Consider the following 19,191-nt stretch of genomic DNA (forward strand, 5'->3'; position numbering starts at 1 on the left):
TCAGCTCTCGGTGCAGGGCCCCTCGAGCGGCTCGGGGTGGACCTCGATGCGCTGCTGCACGGGGATCTTGCCGTGGTTCTCGTCGTCGATCCAGAGGCGGAAGGGCGGCTCGCCGTCGGCGGGGTTCGGCACCTCCTCGTAGACGAGAATGGCGCGGTCGCCGCGCGTCACGGCGCTCGCCTCGGTCGGGGCGTAGCTGCCGGTCGCGCTCGGCGAGGCGGGCGCGCTGCGCAGCTGCCAGTCGAACTGCCACGGCCCGCGGAAGTCGCCGCACACCCGGCCGGTCCACGTGATCTCGACCGCGATGCCGCTGCCCTCGAGCGTGTAGCCGTAGGTGACGCCCTCGAACTTCCACCCCGGGGCACCGTAGCGCACGGTCGCCTGGTGGCCGCCCTTCGGCGTCCGGGTGCTGAGGTGCACGCGGTACTCGGGGTCGCCGGATGCCGTGAAGGTGAACGTGCCGTGGCCGGTCGCGGAGGCGGGGGAGACGGAGCCGTCGCTCGTGGCGGCCTCGATCACGGCATCCGGGATCTCCTCGCCCGTCTTCGGGTCGATGACGCGCGCGTCGAAGCGCGCCTCGTCGCCGTCGGCGAGCGTCGTCTCGCCGCGGGTGTCGACGACGATGCGCACGCACAGGCCCTGGCGCTCGCGCAGCTCCTCGGCGCGATCGGCGACATCGGAGGCGGCGCCCGCGAAGGCGTCGAGCTGCGCGCCGGCGAGTGTGATGGCGTCCTTCTCCGTGACCCCGGGCCCGGTGGTGGCCGACCATGTGCCGCGCGTGTCGCTCAGGTCGCCGCGCCCATCCCATCCGGTGAGGTCGGCGTCGACCGTGAACTCGATGCCCGTGACGCTCGTGCCGTCGGCGCCCTCGCCGCCGCCGCCCATGTCGACGCGCACGTCGCGCAGCGAGATCGTGCCGTCGGACTCGGGCACGACGGTACCCGACGTCGTGATGTCGACGTTCACCATCGCCCCGCCCGAGAGGATGCGCCGGCTCACGACGACCTCGAACTCGCCGGCCGGCTCGCCGGGTGCCGCGCACGGCACCGTGGTGCTCGTGCGCCTGATCGACTCGATCGATCCGCGACCCGTGTCGGGATCGCCCGTCGTGCCCACCTGGTCGTGCACCGACACCTCGCGCTGGTCCCGGATGGTGCTCGTGCGCGTGTCGGTGATCACGGTCGGTCGGCCGCTCACCGTACCGGTCGTCGTCGTGCTGTGGTCGGTGACGACGGGCAGGTCGACCCCCGGGGTCCCGGTCGCGGCGACGGGCGTGATCGCGAATGCCGCGGGTTCCGTGCCGCTCATGCCGGCATCGCTGATGGCGCGTGCGAGCTCGCCGTCCACCCGCTCGGCGAATGCGGCCGAGCCGTCCGCGAGCGCCGCGATGCGCTCCTCGAAGGCCGCCTCGAGCGCATCCGCGTCGGGGCCCGCGTCGAGCCCGAGCACCTCGAAGACGCTGCCGCGCGGCGGCTCGGGGAACGGGTCGCCCGCGGGGGCGGTCGCGCACCCGGCGAGGAGGGCGACGGTGGCGATTGCGGGCAGCACGGTACGGTGCAGGCGTCGGGACCTGAGCATGATCCCAGGGTCGGCGGCCCGGTGTCCCGGATGCGAGGGGCGGTCGTCCTCGATCGCGCGGCGGTTCGGGCTTTCGTGCGGGAGGCGGGGCTCGAACCCGCACGCCGTGAGGCACAGGAACCTAAATCCTGCGTGTCTACCGTTCCACCACTCCCGCGGCCGGTTCAGTCTACGGCCGGGCCTCCCGGGTGGCGGCGGCATCCGCGGCCCCACGCAGCACGCGCAGCACGCTCTCGGCGGGCACCTCGCACGGCCGCAGCGCGGCGCCGCGGGAGGTGAGCCAGATGTTCGCGCCGAGGAGCTCGCCGTCGGCGAGCCGCTGCGCGTCGAACGTCACGACCCCGCCCCCGGCGCGCGTCGTGCGCGTGATGCCCCACGCGTCGCCGTCGAGCCGCATCCGCGTCCAGCCCTCGGGGATGGCATGTACGAGCGCCGCGAGGTCGTCGCGCTGCGCGTCGCTCATGGGGTGCTCCTCGCTCGGCGGCCGGTTCCGACGACACCCGATGCAACGCCGGATGCCGCACGTGCCTTCCCGACGACCTGTGGACAACGCGCGCGGCGGGTCGGGGCGGCGCGGCATCCTGTGCGGGTGACGAGCGCGGTCGGGGTCATCGCCGAGCAGGTGCGCGAGCGCGTGCGCCGCGACGGGGTCGACCTGCACGGCGACCGCGAGCTCGCGGCGCGGCTCGTGCGCGACGAGGTGCAGCGGTACGCCGAGCGCGCCCTCGGCGGCTCGGTCCCGCTGCTCGACGACGAGGCGCGCATCGCGCGACAGGTCGTCGATGCGCTCACCGGCCTCGGCCCACTGCAGCCCTACCTCGACGATCCGACCGTCGAGGAGCTCTGGATCAACGCACCCGACCGCATCTTCATCGCCCGCGACGGCGTCTCCGAGCGCGTGCCGCTCGCCCTCACCGACGCCGAGGTGCGCGAACTGCTCGAGCGGATGCTGCACCGCACGGGCCGCCGCGTGGACCTGAGCTCGCCGTTCGTCGACGCATCCCTGCCCGACGGTTCGCGCCTCCACGCCGTCATCCCCGACGTGACGCGCGGGCACGTCTCCCTCAACATCCGCCGCTTCCGCACGGGGATGCGCAGCCTCGTCGACCTCGTCGCGCTCGGTTCGCTCACGAGCCAGGCGGCGGGTTTCCTGCACGTCGCGGTGCGCACCGGCCACAACATCCTCGTGACGGGCGCCACCCACAGCGGCAAGACGACGCTGCTCGGCGCCCTCCTCGGCTCGTGCCGCCCCGCCGAGCGCATCGTGACCGTCGAGGAGACCTTCGAGCTCGCCCTCGACGCCGAGGACCACGTCGCGATGCAGTGCCGGCAGCCTAGCCTCGAGGGCACGGGCGAGATCAGCCTGCGCCGACTCATCAAGGAGTCGCTGCGGATGCGCCCCGACCGTCTCGTGGTCGGCGAGGTCCGCGAGGCGGAGGCACTCGACCTGCTCATCGCGCTCAACTCCGGGATCCCGGGCATGTGCTCGCTGCACGCGAACAGCGCCCGCGACGCGCTCGCGAAGCTCTGCACCCTGCCGCTGCTGGCGGGGCGCAACATCGACGTGTCGTTCGTGACGCCAACCGTCGCCTCGGCGATCGACCTCGTCGTGCATGCCGAGCTCGCGCGTGACGGACGCCGCCGCATCGTCGAGATCGTCGCGCCCACGGGCCGGGTCATCGCGGGCGCCGTCGAGTCGGTCGTGCTCTTCCGGCGCGAGTCCGGCGGTCTCGTCGCGACGGGTGAGCTGCCCCCGCGGATGGCGGGCTTCGAGCGCGCGGGCGTCGACCCCGCGGCGATCCTCCGCGAGACGCCGCGGGCGACGGATGCGGAGCCCGCCGCATGATGCCCGCCGCTCTCGGTCTCGCGCTCGGCGTCGGCCTCGTGCTCGTCGCGGCGCCGTGGCTGTGGCCGGCGAAGGCAGTCGAGCGGCGGCTGGCGGCGCGGCGCGGGCCGATCGCCCGGCTGGGGGAGCGCATCCGTCAGGCGGGGTTCGGTCGGGTGTCGGTGCCGACGGTCGTCGCGGTGGCTCTGCTCATCGGGGTCGCTGCCGCCGCCGTCGTCTTCGCGTTCGTGCCGGTCGTGGCGCTCGCGATCGCCGCGGGAGCCGCCGCGACCGCGCTTCCGTTCGCGGCGATCTCGGCGCGGGCGCGGGCGCGCCGCCGCGCGATGCGCGCGGTGTGGCCCGACGCGCTCGACCACCTCGTGGCGGGCCTGCGTTCGGGGCAGTCCCTCCCCGACGCGCTCGCGGCGCTCGGCGAGAGCGGACCGACGCCGTTGCGGCCGTCGTTCGTTTCCTTCTCCGCCGACCTCACCGCCACGGGTCAGCTCGCCGTCGCGCTCGACGCCCTCAAGCAGCGGCTCGCCGACCCCGTCGCAGATCGCGTCGTCGAGACGTTGCGGGTGGCACGCGAGGTCGGCGGCACCGAACTGCCCGGGGTGCTGCGGGCGCTCGCGGCTCACCTGCGAGCGGATGCCGCCATCCGCTCCGAGGTCGAGGCGCGGCAGAGCTGGGTCGTGAGCGCCGCCCGACTCGGCGTCGCCGCACCGTGGGTCGTGCTGCTGCTGCTCGCGGCGCGCCCCGAGGCCGTGCGCGCCTACAACTCGCCCGCGGGGTTCGCCGTGCTCGCCGTCGGGCTCGTGGTCACCGTCGTCGCCTATCGCGTCATGGTGGCGATCGGCCGTCTTCCCGAGGAACGGCGGTGGTTCGCATGAGCCCCACGCTCGCGGCAGCCGTCGCGCTCGGCGTCGTGCTCGGGCTCGGACTCTGGACGCTCGTCGCCCTGCTGCCTCGCATGGGCGCGGGTCGACTCGCCGACCGGGTCGCGCCGTACGTGCTCGACGTCTCCGCGGATGCGCGCGAGTTGCGGTCGCGCCGCGGCGGCGAACCCGCCACGGTGCTCGCCGAGCTCGTCGCGCCCACCATCCAGCGGCTGACCCGCGGTGTCGCCGCACTGCTCGGTGGGGATGCGACGGTCGCGCGCCGCCTCCGACAGGCCGGGTCCGGCGCGACGGTCAGCGCCTTCCGTGCGCGGCAGCTGCTGTGGGCGGCGGGAGGGGCCGCCGCGGGTGTCGTCGTCGCCATGCTCGCATCGCGTTCGACGGCGGTGTCGCCCGTCGTGCCGGTGGTCCTCGTCGCCGTGGCCGCGGCATCCGGCCTCCTGCTTCCCGAGCAGCTGCTCGCTCGCCGTGCGCAGGCGCGCCTCGCGCGGATCGCCGACGAGCTGCCGACCGTGCTTGAGTTCCTCAGCCTCGCGCTGTCGGCGGGTGAGACCGTGCGCGACGCGCTGCGCCGCGTGGCCCGCATCGGCTCGGGCGACCTTGCGCGCGAGCTCGGTCACGCGATGGCCGACGTCGAGGTCGGCGTACCGCTCACCGAGGCGCTGCAGCGCTGCGCCGCATCCCTCGAGCTCCCCGCGCTCAGTCGCACCGTCGAGCAGCTCACCACGGCGCTCGACCGCGGCAGCCCGCTCGTCGAGGTGCTGCGCGCGCAGTCGCAGGACTCGCGGGATGACGCGAAGCGCCAGCTGCTCGAATCGGCAGGCCGCAAGGAGGTCGCGATGCTCGTGCCGCTCGTGTTCCTCATCCTGCCCGTCACGATCGTCTTCGCCCTGTTTCCGGCGACGCTCGTGCTCGAGCTCGGGCTCTGACGCCACCTCACGGGGCGGCTGTGGACAACTTCCGCGGCGCTCACACGTCCCGCACCACACTGTCCGCATGCGCCGACTCCTGCACCGCCTCGCCGACGACCGGGGCGACGTCCCCGGCTGGGTTCTCATCACGCTCATGACGGCTGCGCTCGTCATCCTCATCTGGGCGCTCGCGGGCCCCGCGCTCGCCGACATCTTTCAGAACGCGATCGACAAGGTCTCCGGGATCTGAGGTGCGGATGCCGCAGCTGGCCGACGACCGCGGCTCGGCGCCCGTCGAGTTCGTGCTCGTTGGGGTGCTGCTGACCTTCCTCGCGCTCGCCGTCGTGCAGCTGACGCTCGCCCTCCACATCCGCAACACCGCGCTCGACGCCGCGGCCGAGGGCGCCCGCTACGGCTCGCTCGCCGACAACGAGCCGGCGGATGCCGTGCCGCGCACCGTCGAGCTCATCACGACCGCGATCGGCCCCGACTACGCGAGCGATGTCAGCGTGCGCGAGGGGGAGTGGATGGGGGTGCCCTCGGTGATCGTGTCGGTGCGCACGACGCTTCCGCTGCTCGGGCTGCTCGGCCCCGATCGCGCACTGGAGGTGGAGGGGCATGCGGCGCGCGAGACGCTGGAGTGAGGTGCGCGAGCTGCGCGACGACTCGGGTTCGGCGTCGCTCGAGTTCATCACGGCGGGCGTGATGCTGCTCGTGCCGCTCGTCTACCTCGTGCTCGTCGTGTCGGCGGTGCAGGCCGGGTCGCTCGGCGTCGAAGGCGCCGCGCGCCAGGCGAGCCGCGTGTTCGTGCAGGCGCCCACCGAGGCGGATGCGCGCGCGGCCGCCGAGCGTGCCATCCGCGTGACCCTCGCCGACTACGGCGTCGACGCGGCGCAGGCGCAGGTCGCGGTGACGTGCCGCCCCGATCCGTCGGACTGCCTCGCACGGCAGGGCTTCGTCACCGTCGAGATCGCGGCCGTCGTGCCGTTGCCGTTCGCCCCGCCCGTGCTCGGACTCGACGTCGCCCTCGCCGTGCCGGTGCACGCCGTCGCGACCGAGCAGGTCTCGCGCTTCCGGGCGGGACCGTGAAGCGGATGCGGGCGGCGCTCGCCGCCGACGACGGGTCGACACTGCCGCTCGTGGCGTTCTTCACCTTTCTCGGACTGCTCATCGTGCTGCTCGTGACGGCCGCCACGTCGCTGTACCTCGAGAAGAAGCGTCTCTTCACGATCGCCGACGGCGCGGCACTCGTCGGGGCCGAGTCGTTCGAACTCGAGTCGGTGCAGGTGGGACCGGGCGGGCCGCGACCCCTCCTCGACGACGCGGGGGTCGCATCCGCTGTCCACGACTACCTCGCCGGCAACCCGGCACCCGATCTCCACGGGCTCGGCGTCGAGCGGGCGTTCACCGCCGACGGGCTCAGCGCGACGGTCACGATGTCGTCGTACTGGCGGCCGCCCGTCGTGACGGTCTTCGTGCCCGAGGGCATCCGCGTCGAGGCGACGGCCACCGCCCGCTCCGTCTTCGGCTGACGTCACCCGCCCGCGCGCCAGTCTTCGGCCGAGCGCGCCCGTCTTCGGTCGAGCGCGCCCGTCTTCGGTCGAAAGGGCGCCAGTCTTCGGCCGAGCGCGCCAGACATCCCTGGCGCGGCGAGCCAAGGGCTGCAGCGTTTGGCGAAACCGGCCTACGGTGACTGCGTGGACGTGAGCGCGTGGATCGAGCACCGGCGAGCCGACGGGGAGCTGGTCGGGTGGATGCGGCCCGAGGGGGACGGGTTCGTGCCGGTCGACCTGCTCGGGCGGGATCGCGCGGGCGTGCTCGACTGGCTCGCGGCGGAGGAGCTGCTCGACGGGCTCGGGATCGGGTACCTCGCCGACGCGTACGTGCTCGAACGGCCGGGGCGCGCGCCGCTGCGCGTGCGGATCCTCGAGATGTCGACCGACCGCATCCGGGTGAAGCGCGACGACTTCGGGGCGATCGACGTGCCGCTCGAGTCGCATGAGCTCGCATGGCCCATGCCAGCCGAGCTGCGGCCGCTCGAGCCGGGTGAGCACACGGGGGAGTGGCCGTTCGCCGCCGAGGCGTGACCTGATCGTGCCTTGACCACCGCGCGGCCGAGCGGCGAGGCTGCGTCGAGAGAGCGTGTCATCCCCCCCTCGAGCCCCGAAAGGGACCGCCATGAAGACCTCGCCCCGCACCACCACCGCCACCACCGCAGCAGCCGCCGCGGCGCTCCTGCTGCTCGTCGCCCTCGCCGGGTGCGCGCCGACCGAGGCCGAGCCGACGGCGACGCCCACGGCATCCGCGACGCCCGACGAGGCCGAGACGGAGACGCCGACGCCCACGCCGACGCCCGAGGAGCCCGTGCTCGACGCGTCGGAGCGTGCTGCGATCGTCGAGGGCGTCGAGACGGGCGAGCCCGCCGCGATCGGGCCGCACCTGGCCGACCCGGTGACCTACATCCTCGCGTCGTCGGAGTGCTGCGGGCCGCTCACCCCCGTCGACGCGCTCTCGGAGCTGCTGTCGTACACGGCCGGATCGAGCGGGTGGAGCACCGACGTCGACCCGGCGTACCTCGACCAGGTGCGGGTGAGCCCGTACTACGCCGACTACGTGCCCGCCGACGTCATCGCGATGAAGGCGTCGTCCGACGACCTCGTGGTCATCTTCGGCGTCGAGGGCGAGTACATCACCTCGGTGCTCGTCGGCTTCGAGGACATCCTGCTGTTCAGCTAGCGGCTCGGCCGGGCTCAGCCGCCCCGCGCGCCGCTCGCTCGACGCGGCCGCCCGCGTAGCGCGGCACGAACACGCGCAGGTCGAGCGCGCCCGCGAGGCCGAGCGCGCCCATGACGGCGGCGGCGACGGGCAGCGACGCGGCGGCCGTCAGCGCGGCGATGAGCACGGGCGCGACGGCTGCGCCAGCATCCGCCGTGAACCGCCACGCGCCGAGGAAGGGACCCGGATGCGCGGGGTCGGCGAGGTCGGCCCCGAGCGTCATGAGGATGCCCGCGCCGATCCCGTTCGAGAGCGACAGCAGGCCCGCGACGACCGCGAACCACACGACCGCGCCGGGCACGTCGTGCGTGAACGCGAGCAGCAGGTGCGAGACCCCGAGGCCGATCATCGACGGCACGGCCGTCCACAGGCGCCCGAAGCGGTCCATGATCCAGCCGCCCGCATAGAAGAGCGCGACGTCGAGGCCCGCCGCGGCGCCGATGATGATCGCGGTCGTCACCTCGTCGACGCCGATCGAGAGCGCCCACAGCGGCAGGATGACGTTGCGGCTCGCGCGCAGCGCCGCCACGAGCGCGGCGCCGAGGCCCAGCGTGCCGAGCACACGGCGGTTGTCGGCGATCGTGCGGAACAGGCCCTTCTGCTCGCCGGCTGCCTCGCGAGCCGCGGGTCCCGGGCGGGTCGTGACGACATCCGCCGGGTCGTGAAGCACGAGCAGCACGATGATCGCGGCGACGCACGCGGCGAGGTGGATCCAGAACGCGTTCGCCGCGATGCCGGTCGCCTGGATGACACCCGCGGTCGCGAAGGGGCCGATGAGATAGCCGAGGCGGAACGTTCCGCCGAGCGTCGAGAGGGCGCGGGCGCGGTAGACGGGCGGCACGAAGCTCGTCATGAACGCGTGCCGCGCGAGGCCGAACGCGGCCGTCGCGACGCCGATCACGAGGATGCCGATGCCCAGCACCCACGGGTTCGGCGCGGCGAAGGCGATCGCGACACCGGCGATCGACAGCACGGATGCGCCGATCATCGCCGTGCGCTCGCCGATGCGCGCGACGAGCGCGCCCGCGGGGAGGTCGCCGAGCAGCTCGCCGATCACGATCATCGCCGCGATGAGACCCGCACCCGAGAGCCCCGCCCCGAGGTCGTGCGCGACGACGGGGATGATCGGCAGGATGGCGCCCTCGCCGATCGAGAAGAGGATGGTGGGCAGGAACGCCGCGACGACGACCTGCCGCCACGGGAAGCGATCTGGGGGAGCGGCATCCGTCATGGGCGATTCCACGTTACGCCCCTGTCGCGGTGAACACCGCGACGGCGCCGCTCCCGGCACGCGCTTACGTGAGGCACACCTCGTCGAGCGGCTCGGGGTGGATCTCGACGCGGCTGTGGGTGGGGGAGCGCTCCGAGTTGACCTCGTCGGTCCAGAGGCGGAACGGCGGCTCGCCCGGCGCGGGCTCCTCGACCTCCTCGTAGAGCAGGATGGCGCGTTCGCCGCCCGGGGGCGAGTCGAGCCGCGCGGGCGTCATGGGCAGCGTGAAGCCGTGACTCGCGACGGGGCTCGTCACGAGCACCGTCACCTCCCACTCGTCGTTGAACACCCCGCACACACGACCGCTCCACACCGAGCTCGTGCCGACGGGGCCGAGCACGGTGTCGACGATGTAGTCGTACGAGACGCCCTCGAACCGCCAGCCGGGCGCGTTGAACTGCAGCAGGGCGCTGTGCCCGCCGAGGGGCGTCGTGGTCGTGAGGATGCCCAGGTACGACGGCTTGCCGCGCGCCGTGAAGTCGAACGTCGTGCGGCCGACGCCCGAGTCGGGCGTGATCCTGCTCGACATGCCGCCCGCCTCGAGCGGCGCATCCGCGATCACCTCGCCCGTCGCGACCTCGACGACCCACGCGTCGAACGGCGTGGTGTCGCCCTCCGCGAGCTCGTGCACGCCGTGCGTGTCGACCTGGATGCGCACGCACAGCCCGCCCTCCTCGCGCAGCTTCTGGGCGCGCTCGACCGCGCCCTCGACGACGTCCTCGTAGGCGCTGAAGGCGAGCACGGCCGCGGCGACCGCCTCGTCCGCATCCATCCCCTCCGGCAGCTCGACGGCGCGGAACTCGCCGCGCGTCTCGGTGATCGACTGCTCGGGGTCCCACGCGTTCACCTCGACCGCGACCTCGATGTGCCGTCGTGCCGTCGTCGTGCCGCCGCTCCCCGTCGAGGAGTCGAGCGTCGCGCGCACGCCCCGCAGGTCGACCGTGCCGTCGGGCCGACGCTCGAAGCGGCCCTCGAACCGCATCCGGATCTCCGTCGTCTCGCCGTTCCTCGTGACCGTCTGCACGCGATCGACCTCGAACTCGCCCGAGACCTCGGCGCCCTTCTCGCACACGGTCTTGCGCGTCGTGGCCTCGACGCTCTCGCGCGCGCCGTCGGTCGCGGGGTCGCCGACCGTCTCGACGGTGCCGAGCGTCGTCGTCTCGACCTGCTGCTCGATGCGCCCGGATGCGGTGGTCGTGCGCGTCGCGGGCCTCCCGCCGATCTCGCGGTCCGACACCTCCTGGCTCTGCGTCACGATCGGCCGGTCGAGGCCGGGCACGCCGGCGCGTCCGAGGGCGCTCGACTGCACCGCAATGGCCGGCGCGGCGCCCGGCGCGGGGGCCTTCGCGGCCGTCGGCTCGTCGAAGACCGCCGCGCGCAGCTCACGGTCGGCGCCTGCTGCGGCGTCCTCGGCGCGCACCACGGCATCCGCGATCCGCTCGCCGAGCGTCTGCTCGAGCAGCTCGTGGTCGGGCCCGGGGTCGACGCCGAGCACCTCGGCGAGCACGATGCCGTCGGTCGACGGCCACGGCTCGCCGTCCGGCTCGGGCGCGGGGGAACCCGGAGTGCACGCCGCGAGCGACGCGACGAGGCAGAGGGAGAGGACGACGGATGCGGTGGAGGCCGCTCGGGTCGGGCGCATGCCCGAGAGCCTCGCGAGCCCGCCGTCCCGGAACCCAGAGACGCGTGTCCTCGAAATCATCGTCAGCGTCCGCACGGCCGCGCATCGCTAGGCTGGGTGGGCCATGCTCGATGATCTCCCCGGCCAGCTCGCCGCCCTCCGCAGCACCTTCGACGACATCCGCGCAGTCGTGGGGGTGGAGCGACTCGAGAAGGAGATCGCCGAGCTCTCCGAGAAGGCGGGCGCGCCCGACCTGTGGGACGACCCCGAGGCCGCGCAGAAGGTCACGAGCTCTCTCAGCCACCGCCAGTCCGAGCTCGCCCGCGTGACCGCGGTGCAGCGCCGCCTCGACGACCTCGACGTGCTCGTCGAGATGGCGCGCGAGATGGACGACGCCGACACGGCGGCCGAGGCGGAGGCCGAGTTCGAGTCGCTCAAGAAGACCGTCGCCGACCTCGAGGTGCAAACGCTCCTCGACGGCGAGTACGACGCCCGCTCGGCCGTCGTCACCATCCGCTCGGGCGCCGGCGGCGACGACGCCACCGACTTCGCCGAGATGCTCATGCGCATGTACCTGCGCTGGGCGGAGCGCCACGGCTACCCCGTCAAGGTCATGGACACCTCCTACGCCGAGGGCGCGGGCATCAAGTCGGCCACCTTCGAGGTCGACGCTCCCTACGCCTACGGCACCCTCTCGGTCGAGGCGGGCACGCACCGCCTCGCCCGCATCAGCCCCTTCGGATCTGCCGACAAGCGCCAGACGAGCTTCGCGGCCGTCGAGGTCATCCCCGTCATGGAGGAGGCGCAGGAGGTCGACATCCCCGAGAGCGACATCCGCGTCGACGTGTTCCGCTCCTCGGGCCCCGGCGGCCAGAGCGTCAACACGACCGACTCGGCCGTGCGCATCACCCACCTTCCGACGGGCCTCGTCGTGTCGATGCAGAACGAGAAGTCGCAGATCCAGAACCGCGCGGCCGCCATGCGCGTTCTGCAGACGCGACTGCTGCTGCTCGAGAAGGAGAAGGAGGCCGCCAAGAAGAAGGAGCTCGCGGGCGTCATCACCGCGAGCTGGGGCGACCAGATGCGCTCCTACTTCCTCTACGGGCAGCAGCTCGTGAAGGACCTCCGCACGGGCTTCGAGTCGGGCAACCCGGCGACCGTCTTCGACGGCGACCTCGACGGCTTCATCGCGGCCGGCATCCGCTGGCGCAAGTCGTCGCACGACGAGGACTGACCCGGGACGGCTGCCTCCGCCGACGTCCCGAGACGCGGGACGGATGAGGGACCGGGCTCCCTGCCGACGGGACGCACCCCGTTCCTAGCGTCGGGGGCATGACGAATCCCACCACCACCCCCGCGCGCACCACCCCCGCCCCCACCACCACCGCGCGCCGCCGGACGCGGCGCACCCCCGTCGCGGCCCTCGCATCCGGGCTGGCCGCATCCGGCCTGGTCGCGAGCGCCGTGCTCGCCCCGATCGCGGCATCCGCCGACCCCGGCGACGACACGACCGCACCCATCTCGACCGTGCACCGCGGCACGCCGCCGGCCTCCGGCTGGTACACGAGCGCATCGGTGCCCGCGCGCATCACCGCCTCCGACGCGGGCGCGGGCGTCGCGTCGATCAGCTACGCGATCAACGGCGGCGCACCCGTCACGGTCGCGCGTGACGACGTGAGCATCGCGCTCGTCGACGAGGGCACGACGACCCTCACCGTGTGGGCGACGGATGCGGCGGGCAACGTCGAGGAGCCGCACGACTCGGTCTTCCGCATCGACCGCAGCGCCCCGACCGTCGAGGTCGTCGCGCCGACGCTCGTCGAGCGGGGAGCCGCCGTGCTGTTCCAGTACCTGTGCGCCGACGCCGCCTCGTACGTCGTCTCGTGCTCCGCGCCGATCGCGGCGGGCACCCCGCTGCCGACCGACGAGCTCGGCGAGCACACGATCGACGTCACGGCGACGGATGCGGCGGGCTTCACCACGACCACGACCCACCGCTACCTCGTCGCCCCCGACCTCACGGCGCCCGAGGTGTCGCTCGCGATCGCCCCGACGCCCGCGAACGGCTGGCACACGATGCCCCTCGGCATCGGGATCGTCGCGAGCGACGCATCCGGCATCGCGTCTCGACACTGGTGGACGGATGGCGCGGTCTCGATGAACGGCGACGTCACGCGGGAGGAGGAGGACGCGGTCTTCACGCTCGACTTCGACGGCGTCACCGACATCTCCTTCTGGGCGTACGACGTGCACGGCAACCGCTCGGACGGGCGTCACCGCGTGCAGCTCGACACCGTCGCCCCGACCGTCGCCGTGGGCGGGGCGCTCCCCGAGCTCGCCGCGCCGGCGACCCCGAGCTACCGCCAGGGCGAGGTCGCCACGATCCGCGCCGTCTGCGACGACGTCACCTCGGGCGTCGCTGAGTGCGGCATCCTCGAGTCGCCCTCGGGCGTCGTGCCGACGGGCGCCCTCGGCGACCACAGCCTCACCCTCTACGCGGTCGACGTCGCGGGCCACCGCACCGAGCTCGCCTACGACTACCGTGTCGTCGCCGCACCGGCCGGGGGCGGGGCCACGGCGGGCGGCCAGGCGGGCGGCCAGACCCGCGGCCAGACGGGCGGCCAGGCGGGCGGCCAGACCGGCGAGCTCGCCGCGACGGGTGCCGACCCCGGCGGCCTCGCGGGGCTCGTGATGCTCGGCGGCCTGCTCATGGGCGCCGGCGTCGCGGCCCTCGGACTCCGGCGGATCGCCACGAGCTGAGCACGCGGTTCCCGGCGGGGGGAGTGTCGCGACCCCCGTCGGGAAAGCGCGTGCTTAGGCTGGCTCCGCCATGATCCGTTTCGACCAGGTCTCCAAGACCTACCCCGGCACCACGCGTCCTGCCCTCAACAACGTCGACCTCGAGGTGCTGAAGGGCGAGTTCGTGTTCCTCGTCGGGGCCTCGGGATCCGGCAAGTCGAGCTTCCTGCGGCTCATCCTCAAGGAGGAGCGGCCCAGCAAGGGCAAGATCCACGTGCTCGGCAACGACCTCACGACGCTCGCGAACCGCAAGGTGCCGTACTTCCGCCGCAACCTCGGCGTCGTCTTCCAGGACTTCCGCCTGCTGCCCGCGAAGACCGTCTTCGACAACGTCGCCTTCACGCTGCAGGTGATCGGCAAGTCGAAGGGCTTCATCCAGGAGGCCGTGCCCGACGTGCTCAAGATGGTGGGACTCGCCGGCAAGTCGAGCCGCTTCCCGCACGAGCTCTCGGGCGGTGAGCAGCAGCGCGTCGCGATCGCGCGCGCCATCGTCAACAAGCCGGCCATCCTGCTCGCCGACGAGCCCACGGGAAACCTCGACCCCGCCACGAGCGCCGGCATCATGACGCTGCTGTCGACCATCAACGCCAACGGCACGACCGTGCTCATGGCGACCCACGACTCGGGCATCGTCGACACGATGAAGCGCCGCGTCATCGAGCTCATCTCGGGTCAGGTCGTACGCGACGAGCGCCAGGGCGGCTACCAGACGCAGGCGATCCCCGTGCAGGAGTTCCGCGACCAGCTCGAGCGCGAGCAGCTCAAGGTCGCGGGCGCCCCGGCTCCGGATGCGCTGCGCGCCTCGGTCCCGCCGCCCGCGCCCGCCCCGTCCCCGGCCGCCGCGCCCGCCCCGGCCACAGCGACGGCGCCGCCCGCCTCCGCGTTCGCGCCCGCCGCATCCGCTGCGCCCGCGCGTGAGCAGCCGCCGCTCACGGCGTCGTTCTTCGTGCCCAAGCAGCCCGCCGCGTCGACCGAGTCCACGCCGCCCACCACGGCATCCGCACCACCCGTGCCGCCGCCGCTCGTCGAACCGGGAGGCCAGTCGTGAGGCTCGGGCTCATCCTGTCGGAGGTCGGGCAGGGCTTCCGCCGCAACCTGTCGATGGTCGTCTCGGTCATCCTCGTGACGTTCATCTCGCTCACGTTCTTCGGCGCCGCGATCCTGCTGCAGATGCAGATCGGCGAGATGAAGGACTACTGGTACGACCGCGCCGAGGTCACCGTCTACATGTGCATCCCCGCGGTGCCGAGCTGCGAGGGCGCCACGGCGACCCAGGAGCAGATCGATGCCGTCGCGGCGCAGCTCGACGGGCCCACGCTGTCGGAGTTCGTCGAGAAGTGGACGCTCGAGACGCCCGAGGAGGCGTTCGCGCGGTTCCAGGAGCAGTTCGCGGGCAACGACGTTGTCGACCTCGCGACGATCGAGTCGTTCGCGTCCGACTTCCAGATCAAGCTCGTCGATCCGAGCAACTCCGACGTCATCATCGACGCCGTGAGCGGTATGCCGGGCGTCGACGAGGTCGCCGACCAGCGCGCGCTGTTGCAGCCGATCTTCGACGTCATGAACGCGGCGAGCTACACGGCCGTCGGCATCGCGGCGCTCATGCTCGTCGCGGCCGTGCTGCTCATCTCGACGACCATCCGGCTGTCGGCGTTCTCGCGCCGCCGCGAGCTCGCCATCATGCGGCTCGTGGGGGCGTCGAACCGCTTCATCGAGACGCCGTTCATCCTCGAGGGCGTGCTCGCGTCGCTCGTCGGCTCGCTCCTCGCGAGCGGCGCCGTCATCGCGATCGTGCACTTCTTCGTGGGCGGCTACCTTGCGGAGCGCATCACCGACTACACCTTCATCGGGCTGCCGGAGGCGGTGCTCGTGGCGCCCATCCTCATCGGCGTGGGCGCGCTGCTCGCCGCCCTCTCGGCGAGCGTCGCCATCCGTCGCTACCTCAAGGCCTGACCCTCAAACGCTGCAGCGGTTGGCCGAACGCGGCAGAGATTCCTGCCGCGCGACGTCGAGGGCTGCAGCGTTTGGTTAGACTGAACGGCTGCCCGCGGTCGGCGCGGGCACCGGATGCGAACGCAGGGAGGTGCGTCATGCCCCGTGAGAAGGGGGAGAAGGTCGTCGCGACGAACCGCAAGGCGCGCCACGACTACCTGATCGAGGACACCTACGAGGCCGGCATTGTGCTGTCGGGCACCGAGGTGAAGTCGCTGCGCGAGGGAAAGGCGTCGCTCGTCGACGGCTACGCCTACATCGACGGCGGCGAGCTGTGGCTCGACGCCGTGCACATCCCCGAGTGGGGTTCGGGCTCGTGGACGAACCACGCCACCCGCCGCAAGCGCAAGCTCCTGCTGCACAAGGCGCAGATCGTCAAGATCAGCCACCGCACGAAGGAGGGCGGCTACACGCTCGTGCCGCTCTCGATCTACTTCAAGGACGGCCGCGCCAAGGTCGAGCTCGCGGTCGCGAAGGGCAAGCGCGAGTACGACAAGCGCCAGGCGCTGCGCGAGCGGCAGGACAGGCGCGAGGCCGACCGCGCCATGGCGAGCCGCCGCCACCTGGGGGAGTAGCGGCTCAGCTCGCCTCGAAGCGCGCGTCGACCGAGACCGCGACCTCGATGTCCTCGGGCGTGAAGTCGAAGGATGCGCCGCCCGGCGCGGGCGCTGCGAACGCGGCCGCGCGCATCATGCTCGGTGCGGGGTTCTCGCCGCCGCCCTGCACGCCGAGCATGCCGGGATCGGCGATCGCCGTGGCCGAGACGTTCGCGAGGCCGATCGCCTGCGCGAACACGCGCGCCTTGTCGGCCGCGTCGCGCACGGCGCGCGAGCGCACCTCGGTCGTGACGGCCGTGCGCTTCGCCTCGGTGAGCGTCCAGTCGATGCCGTTCACCTGCACGCCGGGCACGTTTGCGATCTCGGCGAGCCACTCCGAGAGCGCGTCGAAGTCCTTGAACTTGACCGAGATCGAGATCGCCGCGTGGTGCACGGGCGCGAGCTGCTTGCCCTCGTTGTTCCAGGGGCGCTGCGCCCACACGCGGATGCGGTCGGACGACCACCACGTGACGGGTCCGGCATCCGCGTCGTGGAGCCGCTTCACGGAGTCGGTGACGGTCTGCACGGCGGCGCTCGCGGAGGCGAGCACCTCCTCCCGCTTCGCACCGTCGAAGCCGACGGCGAGTCGGACGGTGGCGCGCTCGGCGGGGTACCACGCGGTGAAGTGCCCCTGAACGGTGATGACGGTGCTCATCGCCTCATCCTGCCAGGGTGGGGTCGGCTCGGCTATCATGAAGGGCTGCGCCGGAATCCGGCGCGGTTTGGAAACTCCACAGCGCGTGATGACGGCCCACCTCTCAGGGACGAGCTCCCGAGGTGAGCATGGGGATGATCGGTTTCGACATCGCCTGTGAAACTGCGAGAAGCGGGCCGAGGATGCAGGGTTATCTCGTTAACGATCTCTGCAAACCATAGGTGCCAACGTTAAGCGCACCGACGTCGCTCTCGCTGCCTAAGCAGAGTTGAACGTCCGTCAGACCGGACTCGCCCTCGATCCGGCTCCTGGCGTCATCTAGAGGGCTTGCTGCGCGGCTGAGTTCCAGGGTCGCGCGGGACTTTCACTGGGGCTGGGCTCGTCGACCTAGGTGTTCGTGACAAAGGTCGGAGCCGAGTAGAACGTTCTCACGGACTGCGCCCGGAGAAGGCGCAGGATCTCAGCGATGGACGGGGGTTCAATTCCCCCCATCTCCACCATCATCGGTCGTCATCACGCGCTGTGCGAGCCCCTCGTCGACGGCCTCCGCGGCCCACCCTGGTCTTGCGTTCTGGGGTCGGTTGCCGGTGTCGCTTCGGCATCCGCGGGAACACACTGGTGCTCCGGCCGGGTCCTCGCCCGGTCGGCACCTTCCCCGGATGGAGTCCTCACATGTCCTCGCACCACCACGCACCGGCGCGCCGCGCGATCAGCGCAGCCGCCCTCATCACCGCATCCGCGGCCGTCCTGACCGGCTGCAGCCTCCTGCCCTCGGGCGGCTCCGACGCGAAGGCCGTCGACTTCGACGACGTGCAGTCGGCGACCGTCTACTTCAAGGGCCAGGGAACGTACATCATGCCCGGCACGACGAGTTCGTCGGAGGTCGCCTGGATCGGCTCCGGCTTCCTCATCGACGAGAACGGCCTCGCCGTCACCAACAATCACGTCGTCGTGGGCGCCGGCACGCTCTCGGGCTTCATCGGCGGCGACCCCGACGAGGAGGTGGGCGTGAAGGTGCTCGGCGCCTCCGAGTGCCTCGACCTCGCGGTCGTGCAGCTCGACGGCGCGGGCTTCCCGTTCCTCGGATGGCACAAGGGCGAGATCAAGTCGGGTCTCGACGTGTACTCGGCCGGCTATCCCCTCGGCGCCGCCGAGGAATTCACGCTCACGCGTGGGATCGTCTCGAAGAACGACTTCCCGTTCGACACCCAATGGGCCTCGCTCGGGCACGTCATCGAGCACGACGCGCGCATCCGCGGCGGCAACTCGGGTGGCCCGCTCGTCGACGCGCAGGGTGCCGTCGTGGGCGTCAACTACGCGGGCGACGACTCGCTCGACTACAACTTCGCGATCCACCGCGATGTCGCCCTCGACGTCGTCGACGAGCTCGCGAAGGGCGAGCGCATCTCGTCGATCGGCATAAACGCGAAGGCGTGGGTGAGCGAGGACGGCTCGCTCGCGGGCGTCTGGGTGCAGTCCGTCGAGGCCGGCGGACCCGCGGATGTCGCGGGTGTCGAGCCGGGCGACCTCATCTACACCTTCGGCGGAGTGAGCGTCGGCACCGACGGCACGCTGCGCGACTACTGCAAGGTGCTCGACACGCAGGGCGCCGACGCGACGATCGACCTCGAGGTCTACCGCCCCACCGCGGATGCCGTGCTGAGCGGACAGGTGAACGGCAAGGAGCTCGAGGTCACGGCGACGAACGTGCTCGGCGGCGACACGACGACGACCTCAGGCGGCTTCTCGACCGTCGCGGACGACACGGGAACTGTCTCGATGAGCGTGCCGAGCGAGTGGCGCGACGTCGATGGCTCCTCGGTCACGGGCGGCGACGGGCGCACGTGGTACAGCGTGGCCGCGTCGAGCGACCTCGCGGGCTTCCAGTCGAGCTTCACGACTTCGGGCGCCCAGCTCGTGGCTACCGAGGGCAGCCTCTCGGCGGCGGACGCGCTCGCGATGTTCGACTTCTCGTCGCAGTGCTCGGTGGTGACCGCGAGCGGCGCCTACGACGACGGCTACTACGCGGGCGTCTACAACGAGTTCGACTGCGCAGGCACCTACGAGCTCGTGCTCGCGACGCAGGACACGGGCGGCGTCGGCACGGTCGTGCTCATCGCGCAGCTCAACTCCGACTACGAGAAGGACGCGGTGCTCTCGCAGCTGCTGAACACCTTCCAGCTCGGCTGACCGGTGCCCGGGCCGGGTCGCACGAGGACCGGCCCCGCCCGGGCGCCCCTCACCGCATCCGTCCTCGACCGCCGCCGCAGGCG

General features: G+C 72.4%; 20 protein-coding genes, 1 tRNA gene and 1 other RNA gene. 16 read left to right on the forward strand and 6 right to left on the reverse strand.

Features of this window, described 5'->3' with window-relative positions; genetic code table 11:
* From H4J02_RS05320 to H4J02_RS05330, 3 genes are all read right to left on the reverse strand, one after another.
* Complete coding sequence (locus H4J02_RS05320) at positions 1–1,578, reverse strand: hypothetical protein (protein ID WP_187676052.1); 1,578 nt, start codon at positions 1,576–1,578, stop codon at positions 1–3.
* A 76-nt stretch (positions 1,579–1,654) separates the two neighbouring features.
* A tRNA-Leu gene (locus H4J02_RS05325) sits at positions 1,655–1,735 on the reverse strand.
* A gap of 12 nt (positions 1,736–1,747) precedes the next feature.
* On the reverse strand, positions 1,748–2,041 hold the full coding sequence (locus tag H4J02_RS05330) for a peptide methionine sulfoxide reductase (protein WP_187676053.1): 294 nt from the start codon (positions 2,039–2,041) through the stop codon (positions 1,748–1,750).
* Positions 2,042–2,167: 126 nt separating this feature from the next.
* On the opposite strand from H4J02_RS05330, the gene H4J02_RS05335 reads away from it, so the two are divergent.
* From H4J02_RS05335 to H4J02_RS05375, 9 genes are all read left to right on the forward strand, one after another.
* Positions 2,168–3,424 carry a CpaF family protein gene (locus H4J02_RS05335; RefSeq protein WP_262406235.1) on the forward strand — a complete coding sequence of 419 codons (1,257 nt, stop codon included), beginning with the start codon at positions 2,168–2,170 and terminating at the stop codon, positions 3,422–3,424.
* Entirely contained in the window at positions 3,421–4,293 is an 873-nt protein-coding gene (locus H4J02_RS05340) for a type II secretion system F family protein (protein ID WP_316250705.1), read from the forward strand. The genes H4J02_RS05335 and H4J02_RS05340 overlap by 4 nt, the downstream gene beginning before the upstream one ends.
* On the forward strand, positions 4,290–5,228 hold the full coding sequence (locus tag H4J02_RS05345) for a type II secretion system F family protein (RefSeq protein ID WP_187676055.1): 939 nt from the start codon (positions 4,290–4,292) through the stop codon (positions 5,226–5,228). The genes H4J02_RS05340 and H4J02_RS05345 overlap by 4 nt, the downstream gene beginning before the upstream one ends.
* 67 nt (positions 5,229–5,295) lie before the next feature.
* A complete protein-coding gene (locus tag H4J02_RS05350) occupies positions 5,296–5,460 on the forward strand; it encodes a hypothetical protein (RefSeq protein WP_187676056.1) in 165 nt (54 codons plus the stop codon).
* 7 nt (positions 5,461–5,467) lie between these two features.
* Positions 5,468–5,854, forward strand: a complete 387-nt coding sequence (locus H4J02_RS05355) for a TadE/TadG family type IV pilus assembly protein (RefSeq protein WP_187676057.1) — start codon at positions 5,468–5,470, stop codon at positions 5,852–5,854.
* Positions 5,829–6,299: a hypothetical protein gene (locus H4J02_RS05360; protein WP_187676058.1), complete on the forward strand. Its 471-nt coding sequence runs from the start codon at positions 5,829–5,831 to the stop codon at positions 6,297–6,299. Before H4J02_RS05355 ends, H4J02_RS05360 begins: the two co-directional genes overlap by 26 nt.
* Positions 6,300–6,304: 5 nt before the next feature.
* Positions 6,305–6,742 carry a pilus assembly protein TadG-related protein gene (locus H4J02_RS05365; RefSeq protein WP_187676059.1) on the forward strand — a complete coding sequence of 146 codons (438 nt, stop codon included), beginning with the start codon at positions 6,305–6,307 and terminating at the stop codon, positions 6,740–6,742.
* Positions 6,743–6,907: 165 nt separating this feature from the next.
* Positions 6,908–7,297: a hypothetical protein gene (locus H4J02_RS05370; protein ID WP_187676060.1), complete on the forward strand. Its 390-nt coding sequence runs from the start codon at positions 6,908–6,910 to the stop codon at positions 7,295–7,297.
* A 91-nt stretch (positions 7,298–7,388) separates the two neighbouring features.
* Positions 7,389–7,946 carry a hypothetical protein gene (locus H4J02_RS05375; protein ID WP_187676061.1) on the forward strand — a complete coding sequence of 186 codons (558 nt, stop codon included), beginning with the start codon at positions 7,389–7,391 and terminating at the stop codon, positions 7,944–7,946.
* On the opposite strand, the gene H4J02_RS05380 is transcribed toward H4J02_RS05375, so the two are convergent.
* Positions 7,939–9,228 (reverse strand): MFS transporter, encoded by a 1,290-nt coding sequence (locus H4J02_RS05380; protein WP_316250706.1) that lies wholly within the window; start codon positions 9,226–9,228, stop codon positions 7,939–7,941. The genes H4J02_RS05375 and H4J02_RS05380 overlap by 8 nt on opposite strands.
* A 52-nt stretch (positions 9,229–9,280) precedes the next feature.
* On the reverse strand, positions 9,281–10,897 hold the full coding sequence (locus tag H4J02_RS05385) for a hypothetical protein (protein ID WP_187676062.1): 1,617 nt from the start codon (positions 10,895–10,897) through the stop codon (positions 9,281–9,283).
* Positions 10,898–11,000: 103 nt separating this feature from the next.
* Between H4J02_RS05385 and prfB the strand changes: the two genes are divergently transcribed.
* The 5 genes from prfB (at position 11,001) to smpB (ending at position 16,242) form a co-directional block, all read left to right on the forward strand.
* The gene (gene prfB / locus H4J02_RS05390; protein WP_187676063.1) at positions 11,001–12,110 is read left to right on the forward strand and encodes a peptide chain release factor 2; all 1,110 of its coding nucleotides are present in this window, start codon (positions 11,001–11,003) and stop codon (positions 12,108–12,110) included.
* A gap of 98 nt (positions 12,111–12,208) precedes the next feature.
* The gene (locus tag H4J02_RS05395) at positions 12,209–13,636 is read left to right on the forward strand and encodes an OmpL47-type beta-barrel domain-containing protein (RefSeq protein ID WP_187676064.1); all 1,428 of its coding nucleotides are present in this window, start codon (positions 12,209–12,211) and stop codon (positions 13,634–13,636) included.
* Between the two features lie 70 nt (positions 13,637–13,706).
* Positions 13,707–14,723, forward strand: a complete 1,017-nt coding sequence (ftsE, locus tag H4J02_RS05400) for a cell division ATP-binding protein FtsE (RefSeq protein WP_187676065.1) — start codon at positions 13,707–13,709, stop codon at positions 14,721–14,723.
* The gene (gene ftsX, locus H4J02_RS05405) at positions 14,720–15,628 is read left to right on the forward strand and encodes a permease-like cell division protein FtsX (protein WP_187676066.1); all 909 of its coding nucleotides are present in this window, start codon (positions 14,720–14,722) and stop codon (positions 15,626–15,628) included. The genes ftsE and ftsX overlap by 4 nt, the downstream gene beginning before the upstream one ends.
* 137 nt (positions 15,629–15,765) lie before the next feature.
* Positions 15,766–16,242, forward strand: a complete 477-nt coding sequence (smpB, locus tag H4J02_RS05410) for an SsrA-binding protein SmpB (RefSeq protein WP_187676067.1) — start codon at positions 15,766–15,768, stop codon at positions 16,240–16,242.
* A gap of 4 nt (positions 16,243–16,246) precedes the next feature.
* Here the strand turns inward: smpB and H4J02_RS05415 are convergent, their stop codons facing one another.
* Positions 16,247–16,918, reverse strand: coding sequence for an SIMPL domain-containing protein (locus H4J02_RS05415; RefSeq protein WP_187676068.1), 672 nt, complete (start codon positions 16,916–16,918; stop codon positions 16,247–16,249).
* 130 nt (positions 16,919–17,048) lie between these two features.
* On the opposite strand from H4J02_RS05415, the gene ssrA reads away from it, so the two are divergent.
* Together ssrA and H4J02_RS05425 are read left to right on the forward strand one after the other, a co-directional pair.
* Positions 17,049–17,418: a transfer-messenger RNA gene (gene ssrA / locus H4J02_RS05420) on the forward strand.
* A 172-nt stretch (positions 17,419–17,590) separates the two neighbouring features.
* A complete protein-coding gene (locus H4J02_RS05425; RefSeq protein WP_187676069.1) occupies positions 17,591–19,108 on the forward strand; it encodes a S1C family serine protease in 1,518 nt (505 codons plus the stop codon).
* The last annotated feature ends 83 nt before the right edge of the window (positions 19,109–19,191 follow it).

It is taken from the genome of Protaetiibacter sp. SSC-01, assembly GCF_014483895.1.
GTDB lineage: Bacteria > Actinomycetota > Actinomycetes > Actinomycetales > Microbacteriaceae > Homoserinibacter.